We start from the raw sequence: 24,097 nt of genomic DNA on the forward strand, positions 1-24,097 counted from the left end.
CACTTGGGGGTTGTGGAACTGCTGTTCTTGTAACGATACTGATGGTCTTGTTTCTATCGGGAGGTTTCGTGAGTAGCGATACGACGCTCGAACAGTCCTCGTGGACCATCCGACAGATCTGGATGCTGACGGTCGCGTGCTGCGCTGTCGCACTGGTCGTCGCAGCGATGGCCGCGCTCAACACAGCCCTTCCCGACTTGGCCCGCGATACCGGTGCAACACAAAGCCAGCTCACGTGGATCGTAGACGGGTACACGCTCACACTGGCTTGTCTCCTGTTACCGGCGGGCGCACTCGGCGATCGTTACGGTCGACGCGAACTTCTCATGTTCGGACTACTCGTTTTTGCTGCCGGCTCGTCGATTCCGGTCTTCGCCGACGAACCGTCGTGGATCATCGTCTCCCGAGTGATCTCCGGTGTCGGCGCCGCATTTGTCATGCCCGCGACATTGTCTCTGCTCACCGCAGGCTTTCCGCCGGCCCAGCGTGCCCGCGCCGTCGGAGTCTGGTCCGGGGTGGCTGGTTCCGGTGCAATCGCCGGACTGGTCGTCTCCGGCCTGCTCCTCGAAAAATGGTCGTGGCATTCGATATTCGTCAGCCTGGCCGTCGTCTCCGTCCTGATCCTCGTGGTGTCGTTCACGATCGTGACGTCGAAGGACTCGGAAGCAACTCCACTCGATCTTCCAGGCACCGCACTGATCGCCGGCTCGATCGGACTGTTTGTCCTGGGGATGATCGAGGCACCCGCCCGTGGTTGGCTCGATCCGGTGGTCCTTGCTCTACTGGTCGGCGGAATTGCCATGACGGTAGTCTTCAGCTGGGTCGAATTACGCACTCGCCATCCACTTCTGGATGTCCGGCTGTTTGCCAATCGCGCATTCGGCAGTGGCGCAGCGTCACTGACACTGCAGTTCCTGGCGACCTTCGGCCTGTTCTTTCTGATCGTGCAGTATCTGCAACTGGTGCTCGACTACTCTCCTCTGCAATCTGCGCTAGCCCTCATGCCGATCGCTGTGCCGGTGATGGCCCTGTCCGTGGTTGCGCCCCTGCTGATTCCGCGTATCGGTCTACGCGCCCTCACCGCAACCGGAGTCGCCTTCCTCGGAACCGGAATTGCACTCTTGACGCGCTTGGACGCCAGTTCGACCTATGCCGAAGTCTGTGTCCCCTTGGTAGTGGCCGCCATTGGATTGGGTTTGTCGACAACCCCCGCAACTGCTGCCATCGTCTCCAATGCACCAGACTCCAAACAGGGCGTTGCATCAGCAGTCAACGATGCGACCCGTGAAATCGGCTCTGCCATCGGCGTTGCACTCGCTGGAAGCATCCTCGCCGCCGGGTACGGCAATCATGTTCAGCCAGCGGTCGACTTGCTGCCAGAACCCGCCAAGGAGCCGGTCTCCGGCTCCCTCGCTGCCGCACTTCACGTCGCCGAAGCAGCCGGACCGCAGGGCGCACAGTTGGCCGAATTCGCCCGTGAAGCCTTCATCAAAGGTATGGACCAAGGAGCTCTCACACTCGCCGCGATCATGTGGGTATCCGCGATCGTCCTCGGATTCTGGGCTCCGGGCCGTCAGCGAGACTGATCGTCGTGTCGATACGCCGGAGCCTTGGTCGTATGCTTAGACTGCAAAGTCTGAAGTAGGGGCATCGACCGAAGCGGCACCACAACCGAGAGAACCATGACGCTGGTCGAGCGAGTGGCTACCCCCGACCGGTTCAGTTCGAGCAGAGTCGCCTGCAAATCCTCGTGTGAAGCAGCGGCAATCCGGCACAGCACGTCGCCGGAGCCGGTGGTGGCAAAGGCTTCGAGAACACCGGGTATGGCTTCGAGTTCGGCGGTGACGGTGTCGAGCGCCCCCTGTGCGATCTGCAAAGTCACGAATGCCTGCACTCCGAAACCCGCTGCAGCCAAGTTGATGTGCGGAGCATACCCGGCGATGACTCCTGCATCTTCCATCCTTTTCAGTCTCGCCTGCACCGTCGCCCGGGCAACCTTGACCTGACGCGAGAGCTCCAAAGCACCGGCACGCGGGTGCTTGTTCATCGCGTCCAACAGAGCCAGATCCACTGCGTCGAGATTCACGTTTGCCCCACTCGTCATTCAACTATGCACATTGCCTATAAAACAGTGCCACAATCTTCGGATTCCGGCGCTATGTCTACTTTCAACTACCTCCGTTGACTACCCAACCTTTGAAGGACTTATCTGTTTGTACTGGCAGTGCCGAACATAACTCGAGCACCGCACTGTGGACTTCGCACTCAGAGGGGACTCATCATGACCGTCGAACAGACTCTCACCGACGACGAACAGTTAGCAGGCCTGGATCTGGAGCAATTACGCCAGTTGGTCGGATTGGTCGAGTACGACAGCGATCACGATCCCTTCCCGGTGAGTGGTTGGGACGGCCTCGAATGGATCGTCGGAAATGCCACGCAGACTTCACATTTCTTCCAGTCCGCATTCGGCATGGAATTGGTGGCGTATTCGGGTCCGTCCACCGGAAACCGCGACCATCACGCGTTTGTACTCAAGAGCGGTGCCGTGCGCTTTGTCGTCAAAGGTGCTGTGGATCCGGCAAGCGAGTTGATCGCGCATCACAGCCGTCACGGCGACGGCATCCGCGACATCGCGCTCAGCGTCCCCGACGTGGACAAGTGCATCGCGCACGCCATCACCCAAGGTGCGACGGTGCTGAGCGAACCGCACGACGTCACCGACGAGCACGGCACCGTTCGCCTGGCCACCCTCGCTACGTACGGCGAGACTCGGCACACCCTCGTCGACCGTTCCCGCTACACCGGCCCTTACCTCCCCGGCTACGTCGAACGGACGTCGTCGTACCGCAAGCGTGACGGCGCACCGAAGCGCATCTTCCAGGCCCTCGACCACGTCGTCGGAAACGTCGAACTGGGCAAGATGGACCAGTGGGTCGACTTCTACAACCGGGTCATGGGATTCACCAACATGGCCGAGTTCGTGGGTGGCGACATCGCGACCGACTACTCGGCACTGATGAGCAAGGTCGTCTCGAGCGGAAATCACCGAGTCAAGTTCCCACTCAACGAACCCGCCATCGCGAAGAAGCGGTCACAGATCGACGAATACCTGGAGTTCTACCAAGGCCCAGGCGCTCAGCATCTTGCACTTGCGACCAACGACATCCTCGCAGCGGTGGACGCTCTGGTCGACGAGGGAATCGAGTTTCTCTCCACTCCTGCTTCGTATTACGAGGATCCCGAGCTGCGTGCGCGCATCGGCGAGGTTCGAGTCCCGATCGAAGAATTGCAGAAGCGAGGCATCCTCGTCGACCGCGACGAAGACGGCTATCTTCTACAAATCTTCACCAAGCCGATCGGTGATCGGCCCACCGTGTTCTTCGAGATCATCGAACGCCATGGATCGCTGGGATTCGGACTCGGAAACTTCAAAGCCCTGTTCGAAGCAATCGAGCGTGAGCAGGCTGCGCGGGGCAACTTCTGAGGTAGGTCAGCTGTTCTCGGTCCACGCCCAGACCACCGCGGGTCGCCCGGTGGCACTGACCCGCACACGTTCGTCCGTACGTTCCAGCCCTGGCAACGCCTTGAGCGTCCGGTTCAAGTTGCCCGGGTCCGGACGTTCACCGGAAAGTTCCTCCGCCACGGCCAGCGCATACGACGCCGGGAACGACGGTCCCAGCAGTGCACGCGTGAAAGCCTGATCTCGCCACAACAGGGTGTCCGCAAGGATCGGGCGAGTATCGGCGACTATCCGATTGTGGTCGAACGCAAGGTCACCCGGGTTGTCCCAGCTCACCCACTCGGCTGAATTCGGCACCTCGTCAGACGAGATCACTGCCCACATGGTCACCGAGAGCGTCGGCCCGCGTGGGTCGCGATTGGGCTCGTCGAACACGGTCAATTGCCCGCTGGCGACGATCTTCCCATCCGGAATTCCGAGCTTGGTGGTCACCGCCCGTCTGGCGGCGTCCTGCAACCGCTCACCGGCGCCCAGCAGTACACCGGGCAGCGCTAACTGCCCGGTGTACGGCTCCGCTTGCCGCGGTGTGACGGCAAATCGCAACATCCCGGGCTCCGGTTTGCCGAACCGGAGCGCGATGACATCGATCGAGACAAGTGACTGGTCCACACCGTCCATCATGCAGGCACTGGGCATCGCACCTGGCGATCGGCCCGGTCGGCACCGTCCGCGGTCAGAACCACCGGCGCCCCCATTTCCTCGCTCAGATACCGGGCGAAATCGTCCGGGTCGGCCGGAAGTTCCTTCGGCACAACCCCCACGGCTTTCAAGGAATCTGTCAGCGCCTGTTGGTGATCGAGATCCTTCCACTCTCCGACGGGAACGGATGACAGTCCTTCGTACGCCTGCACTCCGTGGATCGGGGTGCCGGCAGCCCGCGCACGATCCATCGCATCGAGATGAGTCAGCGCCAATCCGTCGACACCGCCGCTCACCTCGATTGCGTAGCGCAACAACAACTCGTCGAGGTGACCCATCCGCAATCCACCTTGATACTCGCCGGCCCCGTTGTGCATCTCTGGCAACACCTTCGCCAGATCCGGATCCTCGGTCGGGAACGGTCCAGCTCCGTGTCGTGTCATGTATGTGCGGGTGACACCGAGTACGTAACTGTCCCGGCCCAACTCGTCGATCATCGCTCGCGCATTGGACGGCTCGACCGTCGACCACGTGGTGTGTGGGTGAAACCCCCGCCACTCGTCGAGAAGGACACCTTGCGCTCCCTCGAATACCAGACGACCACGGGCACTCAACCCGCCCAGTGCGCCCGGGCCGGCAATGTCCACGACAGCTCCGAATTCCGCGTACATGTCGACCATGTCGTCGATCGGTGGAAACCCGTGGCGGCTCTCCGCGACCAGTGGTCCGTAGTGGGCCGCCAACGCCGACAACTTGAAACGCAAGGAATCCGGCCGCAAGCAGTCCCCAACTGTCGGCGCACTGTGGCCCAGCGCATACGCCGCAGTCTCACCGATCCCCTTGCCACACGAGCCGTGCCGGTGGCCGCCGCGAGCATCCTCGCGGGCTCTGTTGGCTGCGACGTGAATCGGCGTTGTCAACAATGCGCGCGCGTCGATACGTATCAGGTCGAAAGGGCTTCGAACTCCGATCGACTCCAGAGCGCGCGCCTCCCGGGCGAGCGCGATGGGCTCGACCAACACGAATCTCGAGAGATACGTCGGGACACCGGACAAAGTACCCGAGCCGAACTGCGAAAACGTGTGGTGCCGCTCGCCAACCGTCACGTTGTGCGCTGCCTGCGCTCCGCCGTTGAACCGAACCACGGCGGCCACACCGAGATCGGCTTGCTCGGAGCAAAGCCAGTCGACCGTTGCTCCCTTGCCCGCGTCGCCGAAACCGAGATCCACGACGACGATGTCACGACCTTCGAAAGCACTCACAGACTTTCTCCTTCTAAACGAAATCGACGTCGTCCGTGCCGGTTCCGAGATCACGGGGCAACCCGGCCACCGTCGCAGCGGTACGTCGTGGAATCAGAGCCAGGGCCTTTCCGACGGTCTTCGCTTCGGCCGTGGAACCGATGTCGCGGAGATCCGCCAGTCCGTCGCGCAAATCGATGCGATCTTCGCCGATTCCGACCGTCAGCGCGATCAATTCGCACACTGCGGCGGGGTCGTCGAGTTTGACGAACCGCTCACCGAGTAGCCCCCTCCAGTGATCCGCGATTTCCGGATCGTTGAAGTACGAGGACTGATCGGGCAGAACGTAATAGACATTCCACCGCTCTTCGAGTTCACGGTAGATCGACGGTACCGATACGTCCTGACGAACCTTGTCACCGATCACCGAACGGATGTGGCGAGCCGAGAGCCGGGGCTTGTTCAACTCGTCGCCGATGATGAAGAGGTAGCCTTTCCGTCCACGCTTCTCCCAGGCATCGGTGCTCGTGTGGCGCGCCATGAAATATGCTGCCAATTCATAGCTTTCCGACTTCTGACCACCCCCGTTACCTTCGAGGAAAATGGTTCGGAGCTGTTCGTCCATCGCGTTTCCTGACTCGAACTGCCCGACTTGCAGTGGCACCCGGTCGGAATCTGCGTCGCCGATACCGCCGAACAGAATCTGCGGATCGTCGGCATATCCTTTGCGTTGCAGCAGTCCGTGCAGCTTCCCGAGCTTGTCCTGCATGATGCGAGGAACCGCACCCATCGAACCGGTGACATCGAAAAGCACTGCTATCGGCAGCGAATCGGGGTGCCCGTCCGAATCTCGGCACTCACGCTTGTCGACACCGAAGGGGTCGAGCGTCGGGTCCGCTTTCCAACTGCTCCGCGGACGCGCCCGGAGCGAATCGGTGTAGCCGAAGTCGTCGACACCACGCGCGGCACGAAAAGTCTTGCCCGCCACGTACGTGTTGTCATCCCAGTATCCGTAGCCCATGGTGATCACTGTCCTTTCGTGGAGGGAACGGCGAACGGACGAAATGTCCGCTGGCCATAGAGAAGATCGAGGAGTTCGTCGAACTCACCCAGTAGATCGATCGCGTCGGGACGCAGTCTGGGGTTGTCCTGCATGCAGCCGCTTGCAAACGCCTTCATCCGTTCGTGGGTCTGCTCGCCCAGCATTCGGAGCATCAAGCGATGAGCCATGTAGATGTCCCACGCCGACGAAGCTGCTTCGCCGAGTTCCGTTGGGTAGGAATCACGATCGGAACCGATCGTCGCGACCGGGCGACTGCCCGCACGGGTGGCAAACGACCAGCCCACCAGCACCACCCCGTGCCGATCAGGCTCGATCAGCACGTTGTCCGCAGTGATCGCGGTGTGCACCCAACCGATAGCGTGCGCTGCCGCTAGAGCCCGAAGTAGCCGTCGGTGCATCCAGGCCCAGTCCCGTGGATCGAGGCCACCTGGATATGCGGCACGAACGTCGGCGAGACTCACAAAACCTTCAGTCAGATCGTCGAGCACGTCGATCTGACGCCTCGTGCCGCTGTCCACATGGGTGATTCGATCGATCAACCGCGGGAAGTACGGCACTACCCAACCGGCATCGGACGAATTCTCGATGTCCGTCAGCGCATTTCGCTCCGCCTCGATCATGGAGTTCGCCCGAGGGTTTCGCGGAATCTTGAGTACGACGCCGGCATCGGACCGGTACAGGTTGGCGACCGACCCGCGCGCTACCAGTCCACCCAACGCATACTCTCCCCGCTCTCCGATATAAGCGGGCCGAGAATCCGCCGGCTCGGACTCCGCCGTCCAACTCCGGTAAAGCTCGTTCAATCGGGACGCCGCGGCCGAGTACCGCACCCGATCTTCGGGCTTCACCCGGTCCGGATGAATGGCGGAGGCGAGCCGATGAAAACGACGCTGTGCAGCACGGCGGGAGTCGAGATCATTGGAGACTCCTCCGAACACATCAGTCGAAACCTTTGCCGTCTCGACTGTTTCAAGTGCATTGCTCGTCGTGGACATGGTTTTAGTCTAACTGACTAAAACCATGTCGGCAAGAGCGCGCATTTCATCCGGGCAGATGCGCATTACATGGAGCGGGCAGATGCGCATTACATGGAGAACACGGCAACGACAATCATCTGCCGGCACCGAGGGCCGCAACAGCCCTACGTAGCTCGATCACCGCCGGACTACCGTCTCCATCGCGCGTGCACAGATCGATCGAACATTGCTCGATGTCGGAGATTCGCACGAAACTGATATCCGAGCGGGTGTAGTACTCGGCGATCGTTGCTGCCGTTATCACCACCGCTCGACCGTTGGCGACAACCTCGAGCGCTTCGTCCATCGTGCGGACAGAGGGGCCGTACCGGACGGGCACACCACTGGGGCGTGGGTCCACCGACCACCATTTCACCCATTCGGGTGGTGCGCCGTCACTTGAAACCTGCACTATCCCATCTATTTCAGAAATCTCGATGCTCGTACGGCCCGCCAGCCTGTGCCCCCGAGGCAGGGCTACAACCCGCGGTTCGACGCCGATCCGTTCGAGCACCACACCGTCGAGCACCGGTAGCGGTGGACGCACGAATGCCGCGTCGACGGTCGCGCTCGCTACCGCCGAAACCTGTTGAGACCAATCCAATTGGACCAGTTCCACCTCCGCGTGCAACGAATCGATCACCGCACGCCCCAAACTTCCAGCAGCCCCATTGATGAATCCGATCCTCAATCTCCGGGCCCGCCGACGCTCGAGCGCATCGAGTCCGTTCATCGCGCGAATGGCGAAATCGAGAGCGGGTCGCGCATCCGCGACAAACACCTCGCCCGCGGCGGTGAGCACCACCGGGTGCGAACTGCGATCAACCAACTCGACACCCACCTGTTCCTCGAGTCGGCGAATCTGCTGACTGAGGGCGGGCGCGGTGACGAACAGCCGATCTGCTGCTCGCCCGAAGTGTCCTTCCGTCACGACGACGAGCAATGAGGACACCAAGCGCAGATTCAGATCTTCGCCTCTTCTCGTCTTCTTCATTACCGTCCATTCGGTTGTTTTCGACGGCGGTTAACCGACAAAGTGATGACCATCACGGTATCTGAACAGCAGAGTTAAGCAAACCGGCAATTGTCAAATGAAGTTCTACATGTACAGCGAATGCCTCGCCAGGTCACAGTTGGCACAGATCCGGACAGCCCGCCGAATCTGCGAAACCAGGAGATGTGATGAGCAAGTACGAGCATGAATTCGTCCACATGATGGATGGCGTCGAAAAGCAATTGGAAACCATCGACAATCCGCGGCACCAGAAGATCCTCCGAAACTACCGACGGCACGCGTTGCTCGAGGTCTCCGGTCGTTACAAGGAAATCCTCTCGCCCGACATGACCGTCGAAGAACCCGTCTACCGGTTGTTCGAAGACGGGCAGTCGATTGTTCTGGACGGTATGGACGCCGTCACCAACTTCTACCAGTCACTCGCCGAGACGGACACCCTTGTCATGTGGACCGGACAGTCCGACTTCGCGGTCTCCGACAGCGGATTCTCGGGCGAGACCCTCTTCAGTCAATTCGTCCCAGGATCGATTCTGGGAGACGGGGTGTTCGGCGCGGTGCACGAATCGGGTGGATCCACACCCACCGCCCCCGACCCCGAACAGTCCTCGGATATTGACCCCGACGGTTGGTATCTCGTGCGTCGGACCTTGGCATTCGTCTGGCCGTACGACGAGCAGGGGCGACTCATCGGTGAGCATGTCTACGAAGATTCTGCCTCGAAAGTCGTGACCAAGGTCGACCCGAGCGAGGTCATCACGGCAGCGCGCGCGGCCGAACTGCTTGCCCCACTGCTCGAAACGCACCTGCCGTGAGCGCGCCGGTAGCGCTTGTCACCGGCGCAGCTGCCGGGTTGGGCGCCGCTATTGCCGAGCGCCTTGCCGAGGACTTCGGCACCCTGCTTCTCCTCGACATCAAAGAAGCTGCACTCGCCGACACCGCAGCACGCCTGGAAAGCCTTGGCGTAGCGGTCCACACGGCACGATGCGACGTTCGACGTGAAGGCGACGTCAAGAACGCGTTCGACGTGGCGACGTCGATCGGAAGTCCGACGGCACTCGTCAACGGCGCCGGAATCGGCGTCTTCACTCCGTTCCTCGAGATCACCGAGGATCAGTGGGACAACACGTTTGCTGTGAACACCAAGGGCAGCTTCCTGATGTGCCGCGAATTCGTCAGCAGAACTGAGGGGCCGGCAGCGATCGTCAACATCGCGTCGATCGGTGCCCGCTTGGGCGGTGACATGCTCGCGCACTACGGACCGTCGAAGGCCGCCGTGATCGAGATGAGTCACAGCGTCGCCAGGATCGGCGCGACTCGAGGACTCCGTTCGAACACGGTCATGCCCGGACTGATCCTCACCGACATGTGGCTGCGAACCATCAAGGAACTGCGCCGACGCGATCCTGCGCTGGCAGACGTTTCCGATGCTGACGTCTTCGATTCTTTTGTGGCCCAGATGGTTCCGATGGGTCGAGCCCAGACGCCCGGAGACATCGCCGAAATGGTCGCGTTCTTGCTGAGCGACAGGGCTCGCAATGTCACCGGGCAGACGATTGCCGTCGACGGCGGCGCCGTGATGACCTGACCGAGTCGATGGCGGTCAGCCCCAGCGCGACTGACCGCCGTCGAGCGGGATCGTTGCACCCGTAAGGTACCCGGCGTCTTCGCTGACGAGGAAGACGACGGCACGACCGATGTCGGTCTCGGGATCTCCGACGCGACCCAGCGGGATACCCGCGACAAAAGCCGCCGCTTCTTCCGGATTCTTGTCCATCCACCACTGCAACGCGGGGGTCTTGGCGTGCGGGGCGACGTTGAGAACTCGAATGTTGTCCTTGCCCCATTCGCAGGCTGCGGCGCGGGTCAACGAGCGCATCCCTTCTTTGATGGACCCGTAGGCGCCGTAGTTGCTGGCGTCCCACCGCACGGCCGCCGAGGTGACCATGTTGATGATGACGCCGCCCCCTCGACTGTTCATGTGCGGGTACGACGCCTGCATCATGCGCAGGGTGGCGAGTGGGCCCGTCGCGAAGGAACGCTCGAAGTCTTCGTCGAGCACGCTCAAGAGCGGGCCGGGCTTGCAGTCGTTGGCGTTGTTGACCAGGATGTCGATTCCGCCGAACAGTTCGACGGTACGGTCCACGGCCGCGGTGATGTCGTCCTTCTTGCTGACGTCACAAACCACGGCCTCTCCGCGCGCACCGATGTCAGCCAGTAGTCCGCAGGTGGTGTGCAACTTGGATTCGGTACGGCCGGCAACGGCGATCACGGCGCCCTCTTTGGCCAAGGCCAGGGCAATCCCCTGCCCGATTCCCTGACCCGCACCCGTGATGAGTGCGACTTTGCCTTCGAGCTTGCCCATGTGACTACTCCAATGTCCTTCGACGTGCGGAGCCCTTTTTGCGAGAGCGACCGGTCGATTCTGGTGACTGCCGGTGTTTGTCGTCTACACTCGACCTACAAAACAACCAAGCACTTGCTTGACCCTAAGGTGTGCGACCGCGTCGCGTCAATCACATTGGGCGGCAATTCAGCTCGGCACCGCACCAGGAAGGCTCCACCGTGACACTGCCCAACCCCGTCGATTTCAGAGGACGCTCGGTGATCGTCACCGGCGGCACCAAAGGCATCGGCTTCGTCATCGCCGAAACCTTCCTCGCCGCGGGTGCGAACGTGCTGGTCTGTGGCCGCAACGAACCCGAAACTCTGCCCACGGCCGACGGTCGTAGCGCAGCCTTTCGCGCCACGGACGTCCGTGACCCCGCCGACGCCGCAGCCCTCGTCCAGGACGCCGTCGAGCGCTTCGGCCGTCTGGACGTCCTCGTCAACAACGCCGGTGGCTCTCCCGACGCCGATGCTGCGACGGTGTCGCCCCGCTTCGTCGAGAAGATCGTGGCACTGAACTTGTTGGCGCCCTTCAATGTTGCCCAGGCTGCCAACGCAGTGATGCAGACGCAGGACGACGGCGGTGCCATCATCAACATCGGCAGCGTCTCGGCAATCGATCCTCAGCCCGGAACCGCGGCGTACAGCGCAGCCAAGGCCGGCCTCCTCGTTCTGACCAAGGCGTTGGCCCTCGAATGGGCGCCCAAGGTCCGGATCAACCACATCACCACGGGCCTGATCCGCACGGAGGCAGCCGCCGAGGTCTACGGTGCCGACGGCGGCGCTGCTGTCACCAGGACCATTCCGATGGAGCGTATGGCCGTGCCGACCGATATCGCCAACTCCTGCCTGTTCCTGGCGAGCCCACTCTCCTCGTACGTGAACGGCGCCGACATCGCCGTCCACGGCGGCGGCGAATACCCGGCTCGCTACATGGCGACCCATCAGGACTGAATCACTCACAAAGCAGCCCCTGAGCGAATTCGCTCAGGGGCTGCTTCTTCGTGCGAACAACTGCGGGGTGCGACGAGAGGTCAAGCACCCCGCAGTTGAGTATGGAGGGACTAGTGAGTGGAGAAGCTCACTCGTGCACCGGAAATCGCCACCTGATCACCCTTGTTGATCTGGAACGCCAGGTCGTCGGGAGTTCCCCACGCAACGATGGACGGCGCCTCACCCGGATGGATTGCCGCAGCGAATCGGCCTTCGAGGCTGACGAGGTCTGCGGGATGTACTCCGGCGACCCGAGCGAGCTCGAGCGTGCAGGCGGCCAACGTGCACAGTCCGTGCATGATCGGACGCGGCTGGTTGATCCGCGCCGCAGCCTCGGGATCGATGTGGATGTGGTGTTTGTCGCCCAGCAGGCGGTACATCGCTGTCTGATTCTCCGCGGTGGTCAGCACACCGGTGAGCGAAGGCTCGCCCGTCGGCTCCGCCGGACGTGAGGGTCCACGTTCTCCGCCGAATCCACCGGCACCGGGAGCAAAAAGTGACCAGGTCGCGACGAAGTATTCGCACTCCACCCTGACCTCGAACACCGCAGCCGCACCCTTGTCCCACACCTCGCCGACCGAAGCCTTCAAGGTCACGTCACCGCTACGCGGCAGCGGGGCAAGCACTTTCAGCTCTTGCGAGCCGTGGAGCGCCGTCTTGGTGTCGAAGGCTCCCGCTGACCCCAGCGCGTCGGGAGCCCACTGCGCCAGCGTCAGAGCAAAGGTCGGCAGTACCCGAAGCTGATCCTCGAAGACGAGGTCCAGCTCGGTCGCCTTGGCGCCCACGGCAAGTGCGTACAGGATCGCGTCGCGCTCGGTGTACGACACGGTGCGGGTCCCGAGATCGGCTCCACGCCAATCGCCGGCGGTCTTCGCAGCTTCCGAAGTTGTCACTGTCTTTTCCTCTCTCAAACAGCGCCGAGAACGAGACCGCTGGTGGGTACTGCTGTTCCGGCTGTGACCAATACGTTTTCGACGCCCTCGGGCTGGTTGGTCGACGTGCCTCGCACCAGTCGCACACCTTCGGCAATTCCGTTGACACCGTGCAGGTACGCCTCGCCGACCTGACCACCGTGAGTGTTGGACGGCAGGCGTCCACCGATCTCGAGGTTGCCTTCGCGGATGAAGTCCTTTGCTTCGCCTGGCTTGCAGAAGCCCAGTTCTTCGAGCTGGGGAAGCACCAACGGAGTGAAGTGGTCGTACAGGATCGCGGCGTTGATGTCGTCCGGTGTCAGGCCGCTCTGGCCGTACAGCTGACGAGCAACCAGGCCCATCTCCGGGATACCGGAGATGTCGGGCCGGTAGTAGCTGGTCATCATGTGCTGATCCTTGCTACTGCCTTGAGCGGCACCCTTGATGACGACGGGCTTGTTAGCCAGATCCTTTGCGCGCTCGGCAGAGACGATGACCAGCGCCTGGCCACCGTCGGTTTCCTGGCAGCAGTCGAGGAGGTGCAGCGGCTCGGCGATCCAGCGCGAGTTCTGATGGTCCTCGAGTGTGATCGGACGCTCGTAGAACCAAGCAGCCGGGTTGTTGGCGGCGTGCTTGCGCGCCACCACTGCAACTCGTCCGAAGTCCTCACTCGTCGCACCGTACTGGTGCATGTAACGGCGGGCGAACATGGCGACCCACTGAGCGGGAGTCGACAGGCCCTGAGGAGTCATCCACGCATACGCGGCGCGGTCAGCCGTGCTGTCCATCGGTCGATCGTGTTGGCCCAGGCCGTAGCGCACACCGGAGCGCTCGTTGAAGGCGCGGTAGCAGACCACGACGTCGGCAACACCCGTCGCAACTGCCATAGCGGCCTGTTGCACCGTGGCACACGCAGCGCCGCCACCGTAGTGAATGCGCGAGAAGAACTTCAGCTCACCGAGGCCACAGTTGCGAGCCACGATGGCTTCGCCGTTGGTCTCCGACGTATAGGTGGACAGTCCGTCTACCTCGGACGGATCGATACCGGCGTCAGCGAGCGCGGCCACGATGGCCTCACACGCCAACTGCAGTTCAGTGCGGCCGGAGTTCTTGGAGAACTCGGTGGATCCGATGCCGACGATGGCGGCGGCTCCCGAGAGTGGGCTGATCGCCATCAGGGCCTCTCCTCTTCCTTGAAAGCGACTGCGACGGTGCCGGATGCATGGTTGCCGAGGCTGTTTGCACCCTGCACCTTGACCACGACCACTCCGTCTTCCTTGGACACGACCTCACCGGTCATCGTCATGGTGTCGCCCGGGTAGTTGGGCGCCCCGAGACGGATTGCGATGCGGCGCAAAGTCGATGCCGATCCGGCCCAGTCCGTGACGTACCGGCCGACGAGACCGTTGCTCGTGAGGATGTTCATGAAGACATCCTTGGAGCCACGTTCCTGAGCCAGGCTCGGGTCGTGGTGCACGTCCTGGAAATCGCGGGTGGCAATTGCGGTGGCGACGATCAACGTGCGGGTCAACGGGATCGCCAACTCGGGCAATGCCTCTCCGACCATGATGTCCGCGTAGCTGCGACCGGCGAGAACGGTCATGCGAGCACCTCCACACCGGATGCGAGCTGCGCACCCAGACGCGCGAGGTCGGAGCTTGAACCACCGAGGGTGGCAGCAATCTGCTTACCCCACAGCAGGTGACGGTGAACCGGGTAGTCGGTGTCGACGCCCATGCCGCCGTGGACGTGCGTGGTGCGATGCACGACGCGCTGTCCGCCGTCGGTAGCCCACCACTTGGCGACCAGTACCGAGGTGCCGAGATCCAGTCCCTCGGAAATGCGCCATGCTGCCTGCCACAGTGTCACTCGCATTGCCTCGAGATCGATGTAGCAATCGGCGAGCTGGTGGTTGACCGCCTGGAACGTTGCGAGGGGTCGACCGAACTGCTTGCGACCGTTCAGATATGTGACGGCCTGTGCAACAGCGCCCGATCCGACGCCCCATTGAATTGCGGCCAATGCCAGTTCGACTCGGTCGATCAGCCATGGAACGGTGGTTCCGTCGGCCGCGCCGATGAGCTTCGCCGGTGCACCGGCGAAGGTGACGTTGGCACAGATCTCCCAGTTGGTGGACTGTGTCTGTTCGAGCGTCACTCCCTCGGCACTCAGGTCCACCAGCAGCAATGCCGTACCGGTGGAGGTGGTTGCCGAGACGAGGGCGAGGTTCGCGATGTGAGTCATCGGCACTACTGCCTTCTCACCCGTCACGGTCCAATTGCCTTCGGCATCCTGCTCAGCCGTGGTCATTGGGTCGCCGCCCGTGTACGGACCGAACTCTTCGAGACCGATGGTCAGGAATCGACTGCCGTCGGCAACTCCCGGAAGGAGTTCGGCGCGTAGGGAATCAGAGCCGAATTCATCGACAGCCAGTGCCGCAAGGGTCGTTTCCCAAATCGGCACGGCCGCAACGTGACGTCCCTGCTGTTCGAGTAATGCGTACAGCTCCGACAATCCGAGGCCACCGCCGCCGAACTCCTCCGGCAGGGCGATGCCGAGCAACCCGGTGCTCGCGAGTTCGCGCCACAGTTCACGGTCGACGCGCTCAGCGGAGAGTTCGATCTCCTTGGTGCGCTCGATCGTCGCCTTGCTGGTGAAGACCTCGTCGGCCAGTGCGCGAATTGCTTCCTGCTCTTCGCTGAAATTGAAGTCCATCAGTGCTCCTCGCGTACGGCCGGCCGGAACGCGGGAAGCGTCAGATCCGGGTCGGCGTCGATCCAGTCAAGTTCCACGGGCATGTCGACCACGACATCTTCGGGCGCGATGCCCACCATGTTGGCGATCAATCGGGTTCCCTCTTCGAGTTCGACGACCGCAACGATCAGTGGGTAGTCGAACGCGTCGATCTTGGGGTGGTGATTGACCACGAAGCTGTACACCGTGCCGCGGCCCGACGCGTCGATCGTGTCCCACTCGAGTGACTGGCACTCCCCGCACATCGGACCGGTGGGATGACGCAACGTCTTGCAGGACGTGCAGCGCTGAATCACCAGACGGTGCTCCTTCGCTGCTTCGAACCAGAAAGCGTTGTCCGCGTTGAGAGCCGGACGCGGACGCAGTGCACGAGGAGCTTCGGGCGCAGCAGATTCCTGAGGCTTGAACCGCAGCGTCCGCCACCGCTGGGTGCCCACAACCCGGTCGTCACCGTTGCGGTAGGTCTTGAGCGTCGTGACGAAGTGCCCGACGCCGAGGCCGGTCTTCTTCTCCGGCGAAATCGACTCGATGACCTCGGTGTAGTTCACGCGATCGCCGGGGCGCAGTTCGGCGAAGAACTCCTGATCGGAATCGGTGGCCACGACGGAGGTGTAACCGGCTGCGTCGAGGGTGGCGATCAGATCGGTCCAGACCTGCGAGGGGTCGTTGCCCGCCATCTTGTCGGTGAACGTCCGCATGATCCAGACCTGGAGCATCTGAGCGGGAGCGACGACGCCGTCACGGCCGGTGGCGCGGGCGGCTTCGTCGTCGAGGTAGACGGGATTGGTATCACCCATGGTCTCGGCCCAATGCCGGATCATGGGGAGATTGACCTCGTCGGGCCCCCAGGTGGTGGGAACCAGGGTCTGGCCGACAAAAGCGTCGAGTTGCGCCGAAATGTCGCTCACTTGACCCTCTTTTCGCGAACGAGGCCGAGCCCGATGGTGCCGACCATGTCACGCAGAACCTCGTTGACGCCGCCGCCGAAGGTGTTCACGACGCCCTGACGCGAGATCTGCTCGATCTGACCGGCCAGCAAAGCGCCCGGCGACTCGGGGCGGATGCGTCCGGCGGAGCCGAGAATTCCGAGCAGGGTGCGATAGACGTCGACGTGAGTCTCGGTGCCATACGTCTTGGTGGCTCCCGCGTCCGCTCCGGAGAGCGTGTCCTGCGCGACGGCTGCCGTCATCTTCCAGTTCAGCAGTCGCATCGCCTCGAGCTTGGCGTGCGTACGAGCGAAATCCTGCTGAACCCAGGGGATGTTGATGGCGCCGTTCTCCTTGGCCCAGTCCAGGACCAGGTTCCACAGACCGTAGGTACGGCCACCGATGGCCGCCAGGCCGATTCGCTCGTGGTTGAGCTGCGCGGTGATGAGCTGCCAGCCTCCGTTGACCTCACCGACAACGTCCTTCGACGGGACGCGAATTCCGGAGTAGTACGTGGACGTCACCATCAAGCCGCCGACAGTGTTGATCGGTGACCACTCGAAGCCTGCGTCCGCGGTGGGAACGATCAGGATCGAGATGCCCTTGTGCTTGGGGGCATCCGAGTCAGTGCGGCAGGCCAGCCAGACGTAGTCGGCAGTATTGGCGCCACTGGTGAAGATCTTGTTGCCATCGACGATCCACTCGTCACCGTCGAGAACCGCACGAGTTTTGAGTGACGCGAGGTCGGTGCCGGCCTCGGGCTCGGTGTACCCGATGGCGAAGACGATGTCACCGGCAAGGATGCCGGGCAGGAATCGTTCCTTCTGCTCTTCGGTGCCGTACTTCATCAACGTCGGTCCGACAGTATTGACGGTCACGAAGGGGAACGGCAGTCCTGCACGCTGAACCTCGTCGAAGAACACGAACTGCTCCTCGATGGAGCGTCCCTGTCCACCGAATTCCTTCGGCCAGCCGATCCCGAGCCAGCCGTCCTTGCCCAGCAACTTCACGATCTCGCGGAAGTACTCGCCGCCCACACCTTGCTCGCCGGCCGCGCGACGCTTCTCTTCCGGCAGCAGCGCCGCGAAGTACGCGCGCAACTCCTTGCGGAGCTCCTGCTGCTCGGGCGATTCCCTCAGATCCATCGCTGTTTCTCCTATGGCATTCATGGCTGGCAACTCTTGGCCTGGACGCTAACCAGATGCCCTGGTGGGCGCTGTGAATGTCTCGTTGAGCGGGAAGCCGAAACATGAGCGGCGTCACATAAGGTGAGATATGCGCATGGACTCCTCGGATCGCGTCGCTCTCACCGACTTGGCCGCCAGGTATGCACAGGCCGTCGACCGCCGAAACACCACCGCACTTGCCGCTCTCTTCACCGACGATGTCGCATTCGTCTTGCCGCCGGCGCTGAACGGAACCGATGCACCGACGGAGATACGTGGAGATTCCGTCGTCAGCAGTTCCGTGGTCGATGCCGTCTCACATCTGCACTCGACACGGCACATCGTCGAGCAGCAGATCCTCGACCTCGACAGCCCCACCACCGCACACGGCGAGGCCTACTGCTCCGCTCACCACATCTATCCGCGGGGCGACGGCCACCGGGACAACCGGATCGAGATCCGTTACCAGGACAGCTTCGAAAAGGTCGACGGCACCTGGCTGTTCTCGCGTCGTGAATTGGTAGTCGATTTCGCCGAGGACGTTCCGGTCATCCTGCTCGGACAATAGGTACATGAAAAAATCGCGGTGATTCTGTATCTCCTCACGGGAGGTTTACCGGGCTAGCGTTCAGCAACTGTCACGCCATCTCGGCGTGCGTTCGGCTATGTCTTGGAGATTCACATGTCACGCTCGCGCACCAGAAGATTCCTCGCTGCCTTCGCAGTGGCCGCCGTCGCAGTCGGAACCGTCGCAGCGTGCTCGAGCGACAGCTCCTCCGACGCCAACGCGCCCCTTCGTATCGTCGCTTCTTCGGTTCCGCATGCCGAGATCCTGAAGTTCGTCGAAGAAAAGGGCCTGCTCGGCGACACCAAGATCGAGGTCAGCGAGATCACCGGCGACCTCGACGCCAACGAGGTGCTCGAAGCCGGCGACACCGATGCCAACTTCTTCCAGCACGTGCCGTATCAGGAATCGTGGTCGAAGGAGAAGGGTGTCGACGACCTGGTCGCAGTGGCGAAAGTCCACGTCGAGCCGCTCGGTGCATACTCCAAGAAGGTCACCAACGTGGCCGACCTACGCCAAGGCGCAACGGTGGCGCTGTCCAACAACGTGACGAACTTCGCCCGTGGGCTGTACCTGCTGCAGCAGGCCGGATTGATCAAGCTGGATCAGCAGTTGGGCGCGCCCGGCACGGACATCACGCAGATCAGCGAGAAGAACATCATCGACAACCCCAAGGGACTCACCTTCACCCAGGTCGATCCCCCGCAGCTTCCGCGCACTCTCGACGACGGAAATGTCGATCTTGCAATCATCAACGGCAACTACGCAATCGAAGGCGGCCTCAATCCCGCCAAGGACGCACTGGTGCTCGAGAAGGCCGAGGGCAACCCGTACGCCAATGTCCTGACCGTACGCACCTCGCTCGAAAACGATGCGCGAGTACAGAAGTTGGCCGAGGCATTGACGTCCGCCGACGTCGCGACGTTCATCGAGCAGACCTACCAGGGCTCGGTCATTCCGGCCAGCGCCACCTGATCGAGACCCGTCATGGTCTTCTCGATCGAATCGGTCTCCAAGGAATACTGCAGCGGCACAAAAGTTCTGCATGCACTCGATTCCGTGTCCCTGAAAATCGAAGACGGCGAAATCTTCGGCATCATCGGCAAGAGCGGCGCCGGTAAATCGACTCTGCTGCGCTGCCTCAACCTGCTCGAACGCCCGACCAGTGGCCGGATTCTGTTGGGCGACACCGATCTGACTGCGCTGAGCCCAGCGCAACTGCGCGACACACGCAAGCGGATCGGTGTCGTGTTCCAGCATTTCAACCTGCTGCACTCCCGCTCGGTCGCCGCCAACATCGCCTTTCCTCTCGAAGTGGCGGGATACTCGCGGGCAGATCGCCGTGCCCGCGTCGACGAGTTGATCGAGCTGGTCGGCCTGGAAGACCGACGTGACGCCTTCCCCTCGCAACTGTCCGGCGGACAGAAACAACGGGTCGGGATCGCGAGGGCCTTGGCGGCTTCTCCCGATGTCCTCCTGTGCGACGAAGCCACGAGCGCCCTCGACTCGGATACAACCGATTCGATCCTCGACCTGCTCGCCGACCTAAATCGACGTCTGGGTGTGACCATTGTTCTGATCACCCACGAACTCAACGTGGTTCGACGGATCTGTCACCGCGCTGCTCTGATCGATCAGGGCCGCATCGTCGACGAGGGAACTCTCACCGAACTGGTCGCGGACCCGGGATCGCCACTCGGCGAGGCACTACTGCCGACCGGAACGGTGCGAACTACCCCGACCGGAATTCCCGCGCTCCTCACCTTTGTCGATTCACTGTCCACCTCACCCGTGATTTCCCAACTCTCGCGAGATCTCGACGTCGACGTCACGGTGATCTCCGGAGGTATCGAGAACATCGGCACTCATCAGGTCGGTCGCCTTCGCGTGGAGTTCGCCTCGCACACCGGACTCACCAGCAACGAAGAGACAAGAAAGTCTGTCGAAGAACATCTTTCGCAGCGCGGAGTGAAGGTGACGTTCTCATGAACAAGACGTCCTGGCAGGATTCCCTGGGCGAAGCATGGGAAGCCCTACTCGACACGCTCTACATGGTCGGCGTCTCGTTCGTGCTCACCGTGATCATCGGTATTGCGCTCGGAGTTCTGTTGCACGCGAGCGCTCCCGACGGAATCCGTCCCAACCGCGTCCTCAATTCGGTTCTGGGCACCGTCGTGAACATCGGCCGTTCGCTGCCGTTCGTCATCTTGTTGGTCCTCCTCATCCCGGCAACGAGGGCGATCGTCGGAACAGCGCTCGGCGCCACGGCAGCGATCGTGCCGTTGACCATCGGTTCGGTGCCCTTCTTCGCCCGCGTCGTCGAGAACGCCTTGCGTGAGGTCGATTCCGGGCGCGTCGAGGCAGCACGGTCCATGGGCGCCACCGACAAGGACATCATCACCAAAGTGCTACTACCCGAATCAGTTCCAGGACTTGTAGCCGGAGCAACCCTGACTGCGGTGATGCTGATCGGTTTCTCAGCCATGGCAGGTGCCATCGGCGCCGGTGGACTCGGCGACTTCGCAATCAAGTACGGCTACCAACGATTCAACACACCGGTGCTGTTCGTCGCAGTCGTGATCTTGATCGTGCTGGTGCAGGCAATCCAGTCGACCGGTGATCTCGTGGTTCGTTCAATGGCGCACAAGCGCTGACTGATCAGCTCGAGACCATTGCGATCGCTGTTCGCAAGCCACGCCGCTTACCGGTCTGCGGATCGACGCCGAACACTTCCTTGATTCCGCCTCGGATACGGAACTTCAACTCCGAGTGCGTCTCCGGAGCGTCGTCCTGGGATGCCGAGAGAAACCTGTTGGGCAGCGACAACTTCCAGATGGTGCGCAGAGTCAATCCGTACTGCTTCCACAGCGGCCCGGTCGTGTACGGGAGGTCGTACTTGTCACACAGGTCGCGCAACGGCACCGCGATTTCCGAGTACCGATTGCTCGGCAGATCCGGGAAGCAGTGATGCTCGATCTGATAGCAGAGGTTGCCGCTCATGAAGGCCATGACCGGGCCGGCGTGAAAGTTGGCGGAGCCCAGCATCTGCCGTAGGTACCACTGAGCGCGCGATTCGTTCTCGAATTCCTCGAGCGTGAACTTCTCGGCACCGTCGGGGAAGTGCCCGCAGAAGATGACGGCGTAACTCCAGTAATTTCGGATGAGGTTCGCAACGACGTTCGCCGTCAACGTGGTCTTCCACGCCGGGCCGGTCAGAGCGGGGAACAGGATGTAATCCTTTGTCACCTGCCGCGCGATCTTCTTTCCGACGTCCTTGGCCATCTCCGATTTCTCGGACCACTTCACCTCACCCTTGCGGAGTTTGTCCGTTTCCAGGTGATGCAGTGCCACACCCCACTCGAACAGTGTCGCGAGCACGAAATTCGTGATCGGTTGAAAGAGATAGTCGGCGTGCCACTTCTGATCTCGAGTGACGCGCATGATTCCGTAACCCACATCGTTGTCCAGACCGACGATGTTGGTGAACTTGTGATGAGTGAAGTTATGCGAGTGCTTCCATCCCGAGGACGGGCAGGTGTTGTCCCACTCCCAGTTGCTCGAGTGAATCTCGGGATCGTTCATCCAGTCCCACTGGCCGTGGATGATGTTGTGGCCGAGTTCCATGTTCTCGATGATCTTGCCGACCCCCAGGAGCGCAGTCCCCAGAATCCAGGCGGGCTTCTTCTTGCTGGCGAACAAGACGATGCGGCCGGCCACCATCAGAGAGCGTTGAAACGCGATTGTCCGCTGGATGTATCGAGCATCGTGCGCGCCGCGCTTCTCCTCGATATCGACCCGAATGGCGTCCAGTTCACGCCCGAGCGCCTCGACGTCTTCCTCGGTGAGGTGGGCATATTCTTTGATGTCGGTGATCGCCACAGTGTTTTCTCCGTATCGGTTTTTCTCCGTGCCGCAGGACTGGTCCGTCGGGCGGTACCCCTGGGAGTCGGTGCAGAAACGTCGGCTCCGATATTCATGTGCGTCTTCGTGCAATCTATGCCAGAGTCGATATACGTGAGCCCCGAAAACAAGATCACCATCCGCACCGCTACCGAGAGTGACTGGCCGGCTCTCCAACTACTCGACTCGGTGGGGTTCGGTTTTCATCCGTCTCCCGCGGTCAGCGAGCTGACAAAGGCGCTCTACAAGCCCGAGGACATCATCCTTGCCGTCGACGGTGACGTACCTGTCGGCGTGGCCATCGAGATCGACATGGAATTCACCGTGCCCGGCGGACGCCAACTCCCCACGCGCGGGATCACCTGGGTATCCGTCGCCCCCACGCATCGTCGCCGCGGCGTCCTACGCTCGATGTTCACTGCACTTCACGCCCATATCGAGTCGACCGGCGCGCCGCTTGCAGCGCTGACGGCCAGCGAGGCCGGCATCTACAACCGCTTCGGATACGGCCCGGCCACCGTTAGTGAAGGCATCACCCTTGACCGACGCTTCGCGCAGTTCCGCCCGGAGGTGCCCGACAACGGCGGTGTGTCGATTGTCGACGTCAAGGCTGCCACGACGCTTCTTCCCGAGATCTACGACCGCTGGCGACTGCAGACTCCCGGCGCGCAGGTCCGTCCGCAACCACTGTGGGATCACATGTTCGCCGACCCGTCCGAGGATCGTGACGGAGCCTCCGGACTGTTCTTTCTGACACACGCGGACGGATACATCGCTTACCGGCACACGAGCGAGGGCCGCGACAGCATCGCCCGGATCGACGAGTTCGTGACGATCACCGAAGATGCGCACTCGGCGCTGTGGCGCACGATCTGCGGGCTCGACCTCGTCACCCGGATCGAGACACGCCAGCATCCCGCCGATCCCCTACGGCTGATGCTGACGGACTACCGCCTTGCCCGGACAACGACGCGCTCCGATCGACTGTGGCTGCGCATCATGGACGTGCCCGCGGCGCTCGAGGCTCGTGAATACGCTGCTGACCTGGACACCGTCATCAAGGTCGAAGATCCTTTCCTGAGCGCGGGCGGAACTTTTGCACTTCAGGTCAAGGGAGGCAAAGCCACGTGCACGGCCACCGACGCCGGGCCCGCGATCACGATGCCCGCCGACGTTCTGAGCAGCCTGTACCTCGGCGAGCACCAGGCCAAGGCCTTTGCTGCGGCGCACCGACTCCAGGCAACTGAATCGCAGGAAATCCGGAATCTCGACTTCGCGTTCAGCACATCGAAGCCGGCAATTCTCGGGTACGGATTCTGATGATCTGGCCGACACGTGCGTCGACGATTTGTGCCGTCGGCTGTATTCAGGGTTAGCCTCGAACAATGGCGTTTGTCGAAAAGATGGTCAATAGGCTTCCTGAGCGGGTTCTCGTGCGCGTCTTGCCGCACGCAGAAATGCTCAAGTTCCTGGTGGTCGGCGGCATCGCCTTCATCGTCACCACGGTGCTGTTCTTCGGCATCAAGTGGACGGTTCTGCCTCAGCACCCGGTGACGGCCAACATCCTCGCGGTCCTGATCGCAACGGTTCTGTCCTACGTCCTGAACCGCGAGTGGTCGTTCGCTCAGCGCGGTGGTAGACAGCGCCATCACGAGGCTGCCCTGTTCTTCATCGTCGCCGGTATCGGTTTGGCCATCAACCAGGTACCGCTCTGGACCTCCAGGTACGTGTTCCACCTGCGTCAACCCGAGGTATCGGTGCTGATGGAGAATTTCGCTGACTTCATCAGCGGATCGATCATCGGAACCCTGCTGGCGACGGCCTTCCGGTGGTGGGCCATGCGCCGGTACGTCTTCCCCGAAGACGCCACCGACAGCCAGGTCGTTCTCGACATCGAAGCGACTCCTGGCGCCAAGACACCGACAACGGACGCCACCACCCTCGACTGACTTCCCCGGCCGACAACGCGGCCTTCGTCAGCGCGATGCTCCTGAACGGGC

The 24,097-nt window shown here is 62.0% G+C and carries 25 protein-coding genes; 11 read left to right on the top strand and 14 right to left on the bottom strand.

Annotated features, from left to right (window positions below; genetic code table 11):
* Positions 1 to 41: 41 nt before the first annotated feature.
* A complete protein-coding gene (locus ACWF6P_RS07650) occupies positions 42 to 1,586 on the top strand; it encodes an MFS transporter (RefSeq protein WP_452620608.1) in 1,545 nt (514 codons plus the stop codon).
* Here ACWF6P_RS07650 and ACWF6P_RS07655 read toward each other — a convergent pair.
* Positions 1,574 to 2,104 carry an Lrp/AsnC family transcriptional regulator gene (locus ACWF6P_RS07655; protein ID WP_452620609.1) on the bottom strand — a complete coding sequence of 177 codons (531 nt, stop codon included), beginning with the start codon at positions 2,102 to 2,104 and terminating at the stop codon, positions 1,574 to 1,576. The genes ACWF6P_RS07650 and ACWF6P_RS07655 overlap by 13 nt on opposite strands.
* A 177-nt stretch (positions 2,105 to 2,281) precedes the next feature.
* On the opposite strand from ACWF6P_RS07655, the gene hppD reads away from it, so the two are divergent.
* Complete coding sequence (hppD, locus tag ACWF6P_RS07660; RefSeq protein ID WP_452620610.1) at positions 2,282 to 3,487, top strand: 4-hydroxyphenylpyruvate dioxygenase; 1,206 nt, start codon at positions 2,282 to 2,284, stop codon at positions 3,485 to 3,487.
* Positions 3,488 to 3,493: 6 nt separating this feature from the next.
* Here the strand turns inward: hppD and ACWF6P_RS07665 are convergent, their stop codons facing one another.
* From ACWF6P_RS07665 to ACWF6P_RS07685, 5 genes are all read right to left on the bottom strand, one after another.
* Positions 3,494 to 4,144: an NUDIX domain-containing protein gene (locus ACWF6P_RS07665; protein ID WP_452620611.1), complete on the bottom strand. Its 651-nt coding sequence runs from the start codon at positions 4,142 to 4,144 to the stop codon at positions 3,494 to 3,496.
* Positions 4,141 to 5,424, bottom strand: a complete 1,284-nt coding sequence (locus ACWF6P_RS07670) for an adenylosuccinate synthetase (protein WP_452620612.1) — start codon at positions 5,422 to 5,424, stop codon at positions 4,141 to 4,143. The genes ACWF6P_RS07665 and ACWF6P_RS07670 overlap by 4 nt, the downstream gene beginning before the upstream one ends.
* A gap of 13 nt (positions 5,425 to 5,437) precedes the next feature.
* On the bottom strand, positions 5,438 to 6,424 hold the full coding sequence (locus tag ACWF6P_RS07675) for a hypothetical protein (RefSeq protein ID WP_452620781.1): 987 nt from the start codon (positions 6,422 to 6,424) through the stop codon (positions 5,438 to 5,440).
* 5 nt (positions 6,425 to 6,429) lie between these two features.
* Positions 6,430 to 7,461, bottom strand: coding sequence for a hypothetical protein (locus ACWF6P_RS07680; RefSeq protein WP_452620613.1), 1,032 nt, complete (start codon positions 7,459 to 7,461; stop codon positions 6,430 to 6,432).
* 115 nt (positions 7,462 to 7,576) lie between these two features.
* Positions 7,577 to 8,476, bottom strand: a complete 900-nt coding sequence (locus ACWF6P_RS07685) for a LysR family transcriptional regulator (protein ID WP_452620614.1) — start codon at positions 8,474 to 8,476, stop codon at positions 7,577 to 7,579.
* A 188-nt stretch (positions 8,477 to 8,664) separates the two neighbouring features.
* Between ACWF6P_RS07685 and ACWF6P_RS07690 the strand changes: the two genes are divergently transcribed.
* Both ACWF6P_RS07690 and ACWF6P_RS07695 read left to right on the top strand, forming a co-directional pair.
* Positions 8,665 to 9,309, top strand: coding sequence for a hypothetical protein (locus tag ACWF6P_RS07690; protein WP_378446765.1), 645 nt, complete (start codon positions 8,665 to 8,667; stop codon positions 9,307 to 9,309).
* The gene (locus tag ACWF6P_RS07695; protein ID WP_452620615.1) at positions 9,306 to 10,082 is read left to right on the top strand and encodes an SDR family NAD(P)-dependent oxidoreductase; all 777 of its coding nucleotides are present in this window, start codon (positions 9,306 to 9,308) and stop codon (positions 10,080 to 10,082) included. The genes ACWF6P_RS07690 and ACWF6P_RS07695 overlap by 4 nt, the downstream gene beginning before the upstream one ends.
* Positions 10,083 to 10,097: 15 nt before the next feature.
* Here ACWF6P_RS07695 and ACWF6P_RS07700 read toward each other — a convergent pair whose 3' ends face one another.
* Positions 10,098 to 10,859, bottom strand: coding sequence for an SDR family NAD(P)-dependent oxidoreductase (locus ACWF6P_RS07700; protein WP_020909130.1), 762 nt, complete (start codon positions 10,857 to 10,859; stop codon positions 10,098 to 10,100).
* A 200-nt stretch (positions 10,860 to 11,059) separates the two neighbouring features.
* On the opposite strand from ACWF6P_RS07700, the gene ACWF6P_RS07705 reads away from it, so the two are divergent.
* Positions 11,060 to 11,836 carry an SDR family oxidoreductase gene (locus ACWF6P_RS07705; RefSeq protein WP_452620616.1) on the top strand — a complete coding sequence of 259 codons (777 nt, stop codon included), beginning with the start codon at positions 11,060 to 11,062 and terminating at the stop codon, positions 11,834 to 11,836.
* Positions 11,837 to 11,946: 110 nt separating this feature from the next.
* Here ACWF6P_RS07705 and ACWF6P_RS07710 read toward each other — a convergent pair whose 3' ends face one another.
* Genes ACWF6P_RS07710 through ACWF6P_RS07735 form a run of 6 tightly spaced genes read right to left on the bottom strand, consistent with a single transcriptional unit; the run spans position 11,947 to position 17,611 of the window.
* Positions 11,947 to 12,768 carry a MaoC/PaaZ C-terminal domain-containing protein gene (locus ACWF6P_RS07710; RefSeq protein ID WP_452620617.1) on the bottom strand — a complete coding sequence of 274 codons (822 nt, stop codon included), beginning with the start codon at positions 12,766 to 12,768 and terminating at the stop codon, positions 11,947 to 11,949.
* A 14-nt stretch (positions 12,769 to 12,782) separates the two neighbouring features.
* Positions 12,783 to 13,961, bottom strand: coding sequence for a lipid-transfer protein (locus ACWF6P_RS07715; protein WP_003940050.1), 1,179 nt, complete (start codon positions 13,959 to 13,961; stop codon positions 12,783 to 12,785).
* Entirely contained in the window at positions 13,961 to 14,389 is a 429-nt protein-coding gene (locus tag ACWF6P_RS07720) for a MaoC family dehydratase (protein WP_452620618.1), read from the bottom strand. The genes ACWF6P_RS07715 and ACWF6P_RS07720 overlap by 1 nt, the downstream gene beginning before the upstream one ends.
* Positions 14,386 to 15,501: an acyl-CoA dehydrogenase family protein gene (locus ACWF6P_RS07725; protein WP_452620619.1), complete on the bottom strand. Its 1,116-nt coding sequence runs from the start codon at positions 15,499 to 15,501 to the stop codon at positions 14,386 to 14,388. The genes ACWF6P_RS07720 and ACWF6P_RS07725 overlap by 4 nt, the downstream gene beginning before the upstream one ends.
* Positions 15,501 to 16,448, bottom strand: a complete 948-nt coding sequence (locus ACWF6P_RS07730; protein WP_452620620.1) for a bifunctional MaoC family dehydratase N-terminal/OB-fold nucleic acid binding domain-containing protein — start codon at positions 16,446 to 16,448, stop codon at positions 15,501 to 15,503. The genes ACWF6P_RS07725 and ACWF6P_RS07730 overlap by 1 nt, the downstream gene beginning before the upstream one ends.
* Positions 16,445 to 17,611: an acyl-CoA dehydrogenase family protein gene (locus ACWF6P_RS07735; protein ID WP_452620621.1), complete on the bottom strand. Its 1,167-nt coding sequence runs from the start codon at positions 17,609 to 17,611 to the stop codon at positions 16,445 to 16,447. Before ACWF6P_RS07735 ends, ACWF6P_RS07730 begins: the two co-directional genes overlap by 4 nt.
* Positions 17,612 to 17,741: 130 nt before the next feature.
* Between ACWF6P_RS07735 and ACWF6P_RS07740 the strand changes: the two genes are divergently transcribed.
* The 4 genes from ACWF6P_RS07740 to ACWF6P_RS07755 all read left to right on the top strand — a co-directional run bounded on the left by ACWF6P_RS07740 (position 17,742) and on the right by ACWF6P_RS07755 (position 20,851).
* A complete protein-coding gene (locus ACWF6P_RS07740; RefSeq protein WP_452620622.1) occupies positions 17,742 to 18,200 on the top strand; it encodes a nuclear transport factor 2 family protein in 459 nt (152 codons plus the stop codon).
* Between the two features lie 114 nt (positions 18,201 to 18,314).
* The gene (locus ACWF6P_RS07745) at positions 18,315 to 19,172 is read left to right on the top strand and encodes a MetQ/NlpA family ABC transporter substrate-binding protein (RefSeq protein WP_378629183.1); all 858 of its coding nucleotides are present in this window, start codon (positions 18,315 to 18,317) and stop codon (positions 19,170 to 19,172) included.
* 12 nt (positions 19,173 to 19,184) lie between these two features.
* Positions 19,185 to 20,186 carry a methionine ABC transporter ATP-binding protein gene (locus tag ACWF6P_RS07750; RefSeq protein ID WP_452620623.1) on the top strand — a complete coding sequence of 334 codons (1,002 nt, stop codon included), beginning with the start codon at positions 19,185 to 19,187 and terminating at the stop codon, positions 20,184 to 20,186.
* Positions 20,183 to 20,851: a methionine ABC transporter permease gene (locus tag ACWF6P_RS07755; RefSeq protein WP_007732650.1), complete on the top strand. Its 669-nt coding sequence runs from the start codon at positions 20,183 to 20,185 to the stop codon at positions 20,849 to 20,851. Before ACWF6P_RS07750 ends, ACWF6P_RS07755 begins: the two co-directional genes overlap by 4 nt.
* A 4-nt stretch (positions 20,852 to 20,855) precedes the next feature.
* Here the strand turns inward: ACWF6P_RS07755 and ACWF6P_RS07760 are convergent, their stop codons facing one another.
* A complete protein-coding gene (locus ACWF6P_RS07760) occupies positions 20,856 to 22,076 on the bottom strand; it encodes a fatty acid desaturase family protein (RefSeq protein ID WP_317552019.1) in 1,221 nt (406 codons plus the stop codon).
* A gap of 135 nt (positions 22,077 to 22,211) precedes the next feature.
* Between ACWF6P_RS07760 and ACWF6P_RS07765 the strand changes: the two genes are divergently transcribed.
* Positions 22,212 to 23,417 carry an enhanced intracellular survival protein Eis gene (locus tag ACWF6P_RS07765; protein ID WP_452620624.1) on the top strand — a complete coding sequence of 402 codons (1,206 nt, stop codon included), beginning with the start codon at positions 22,212 to 22,214 and terminating at the stop codon, positions 23,415 to 23,417.
* A 65-nt stretch (positions 23,418 to 23,482) separates the two neighbouring features.
* Positions 23,483 to 24,046: a GtrA family protein gene (locus tag ACWF6P_RS07770; RefSeq protein ID WP_317825746.1), complete on the top strand. Its 564-nt coding sequence runs from the start codon at positions 23,483 to 23,485 to the stop codon at positions 24,044 to 24,046.
* Positions 24,047 to 24,097: the final 51 nt, after the last annotated feature.

The organism is Rhodococcus sp. NPDC055024 (assembly GCF_053608585.1).